Origin of the sequence: Rhodoferax sp. UBA5149 (assembly GCF_002413825.1) — a bacterium.
GTDB lineage: Bacteria > Pseudomonadota > Gammaproteobacteria > Burkholderiales > Burkholderiaceae_C > Rhodoferax.
In genome coordinates, this window is record NZ_DHXT01000026.1 from 5,687 (window position 1) to 8,811 (window position 3,125).

A 3,125-nucleotide genomic window follows, 5' to 3' on the forward strand; every position below is an offset into this window, starting at 1 on the left:
ACACGGTTTGGCATGGCAGCGCAGGAGGCTGGGGGCAGCGCAATACGCTTGCATAACGCCATGGTGCAGGGCCCTATGCCGGTTCGCTGCAATGCTGACGGGCTGGCGTTACCTCAAGCCCGGTCATAATCTGATCAAACAAATGGGGTGAGGCTTTCAAACCCCTATCGCGACTGCCTCAGCAGGCGGTTTAGTCCAACATGGTTTATCAACCGCGGGAGGCTTTTTTGGTTTCTACAAGCATTGCAGCGCGGCGGATAAACGCTAATCGTTAGACACTTTCACTACTGCCACGACACTGTCAGGAGACTGACATGCCCACTCCATCCGAGTCGAATCGACAACCATACGGAGTTCACATGCTAACTGCTAGCCCGATCAAGACCGCCAGCACTTTCCTAAAATCAATGAGCCACGGAAGCATGGAGGTCGCTGTCGCGCACGACGAACCGAATGGAGTATTCGTTGCCCAACCTGGAGTCTCCATGCAAGATGCCAATGTCGTTACCAGCGTCGAACAACTCAGGGCGGTCATTCCCGCCCCAAACCCGGCGGTTCACCGGAAGGTCTCACACATCCTGGATGAAGGTGCGCGCCAATTCATCAGCGAATCACCGCTGATATTCGTATCGACTTCCGATCGTCAATTCAATATCGACGTCTCTCCGAAGGGAGATCTTCCTGGTTTCGTTCGGGTTGAGAATTCATCTACGCTGCTGATTCCAGAGCGCCCTGGAAACAGGCTGACGTACGGCTTCCAGAACCTCATCGAGACCGGAAGCATCGGACTGATCTTCTTGATCCCAGGAGTAAGGGAGACGTTGCGTGTTAACGGCACTGCTGTCATCACCCGCGACCCCGCCTTGCTGCAAGAGTTCGTTTCGAATGGCAAGGCAGCGCTCCTCTGCACCCGGGTAACAGTCAAGGAGTGCTTCTTCCACTGCGGCAAGGCTCTGATTAGATCGAAGCTCTGGCTCCCAGAGGCGTGGCACGATGGGCCATCGAAAGACGCTGCAGTGAAAAGTTTGGCAGGTAGATTCGGAATCCCGGAAGCAGTTATGCGAGATAAAGCAGAGGAAGACTATCGTTGCAATCTGTGAGATGTCCACCAGTGTCTAACCCATCAATCGATTGGACCGCCAACGGCGGCCAGCACTTCAGTCATTCTTCGGCGGTGAGTGCGCCGTAGTCGTCCAATCATCGTCGACGTTAAGTCACTCAATTGCCCATATGCCAACCATCCCTTCCAAAGACAACGCAGGTGTAGTCGTACCCGCTCCTGCCCTGTACGGCATAGCCTTCGCTGTCGGGTTTGCGGCGGAGAAAATTGCACCAACCCCACTGCTGCCGTTTCCGGCCAGTGCTTGGCTAGGGATCACCTTCATCGCCGTCGCCATAGCCCTCGTTGTGTCCGCGTTCAAGGCTCTTGCTCAAGCGCATACAGCTTTCGACGCACGGAAGTCCACCACCAAGATTGTCACAACCGGAGCATTCCGTTTCAGTCGAAATCCAACCTACTTGTCCCTCACACTACTACTCATCGGCATCGCTTTCGCAATTTCGTCGCTCTGGGTGTTGGTCTCGGTCGTTCCGGTAGTCGTGGCAACGCAGTGGGGAGTGATCCTACGAGAAGAGCGCTATCTTAAAGAAAAATTTGGTGAAGGCTACAGTAGCTATGCATCGAAGGTTCGTCGTTGGCTGTGACACATAGACCTAACGCCAGCATGCCCCTGCCAATCCCTCTTCATGGCTTCAAAAACCCGGTCAGCGCCGCCAACATCGGTTCGGGCGTCTCGGTCATCTGGTGGTGGCCGCCGGGCAGGTAAACCACTTGGGCGTTCAGCGCCTTTTGAATCAAGCTCTGAGCGGCTTTGGGCGGCGTCATCTGGTCCACACTGCCCAGCACAAACAGCACCGGGCATGGCACTTGCGCCATCGCCGCCTCGCCATGGCTGTAGCTGTCGCAGGCTTTGAAGCCGGTGTGAAACAGATTGACGCGGGCGTTGCTGGCCAGCACCCGGCGTCCCAGGGCCATGGACGCGCCATAGACCCAGGTGCCCGGTCCCAGGGCCGAGGGTGGTGGTGCCAAGGTCGAGCGAGAGAAGATGTTGACCATCTCCAGCGCGCGCGTGGGCTCGTTCAACGATGCTTCCAGCAGCGCCGCGGAGACCTTCATGGGAAAAGCCGTGCCCACCAGCACCAACTGGCTGACCCGTTCTGGCGCACGGGCGGCCGCCTCCAGCGCGATCAGGGAGCCAAAGCTGTGGCCGACCAGCGCGGCTTGCCTGAGGCCTGCTGCGTCCATCAGGGCGATCACAAAATCGGCGGCGTCTTCCACCGTGGCGGGTGGTTCGCCCGCGCTGCGGCAATGGCCCGGCAGATCCACGGCCAGCACGTTCCAGCCGTGATTCGCCAGATAGCGGGTTTGCAAAATCCACACGCTGTGGTCGTTCAAGACGCCGTGGATGAAGATGATGCTGGGCTTGGCCGCATCAAACGTTTTGCCGCCGGTGTAGCAGTAGGTGCTGTGGCCGTTGACAGAGAAGTGCATAGCTTGGTCTCCAGAGCGTTCGCCCTGAGCCGGTCGAAGGGGATGGCTTCGACAGGCTCAGCCCGAACGGAATTTAAGTGGTTTTTTCCGCTGCTTTGAGTGCGCGCTTCAAGTCGTCAATCAGATCATCAGGGTCTTCCAGGCCGATCGACAGGCGGATCGTGCCCTGCGTGATGCCGCCTGCGGCCAGCGCCTCGTCGCTCATGCGGAAGTGGGTCGTGCTGGCCGGGTGAATCACCAGACTGCGGCAGTCGCCCACATTGGCCAGGTGGCTGAAGACCTTCAGGCTCTCGACAAACTTCTTGCCTTGCTCGCGGCTGCCTTTGAGGTCAAAGCTGAACACCGAGCCCGCTCCGCGCGGCAGCAGCTTTTGCGCCAGCGCGTGACTGGGGTGGGTGTCCAGCAGGGGATGCCCGACACGCGAAACGAAAGCCTGGCTGGCCAGGAATTGCACCACCTTCTCCGTGTTGCTCATGTGCCGTTCCATGCGCAGCGACAAGGTCTCGATGCCCTGCAAAATCAGCCACGCCGAATGCGGGCTCAGACAGGCGCCAAAGTCGCGCAGGCCCTCGCG

At 58.5% G+C, this 3,125-nt stretch carries 4 protein-coding genes; 2 read left to right on the forward strand and 2 right to left on the reverse strand.

The window, feature by feature from the left end:
* Window positions 1-485 precede the first annotated feature (485 nt).
* Together B3V69_RS01965 and B3V69_RS01970 are read left to right on the forward strand one after the other, a co-directional pair.
* Window positions 486-1,100: an MSMEG_1061 family FMN-dependent PPOX-type flavoprotein gene (locus B3V69_RS01965; RefSeq protein ID WP_296443285.1), complete on the forward strand. Its 615-nt coding sequence runs from the start codon at window positions 486-488 to the stop codon at window positions 1,098-1,100.
* 130 nt (window positions 1,101-1,230) lie between these two features.
* Window positions 1,231-1,704 (forward strand): methyltransferase family protein, encoded by a 474-nt coding sequence (locus B3V69_RS01970; RefSeq protein WP_296443286.1) that lies wholly within the window; start codon window positions 1,231-1,233, stop codon window positions 1,702-1,704.
* Between the two features lie 40 nt (window positions 1,705-1,744).
* On the opposite strand, the gene B3V69_RS01975 is transcribed toward B3V69_RS01970, so the two are convergent.
* Window positions 1,745-2,551, reverse strand: coding sequence for an alpha/beta fold hydrolase (locus tag B3V69_RS01975; protein ID WP_296443288.1), 807 nt, complete (start codon window positions 2,549-2,551; stop codon window positions 1,745-1,747).
* Window positions 2,552-2,624: 73 nt separating this feature from the next.
* On the reverse strand, window positions 2,625-3,125 hold a 501-nt coding region (locus B3V69_RS01980; RefSeq protein ID WP_296443290.1), incomplete at its 5' end, for a PLP-dependent transferase.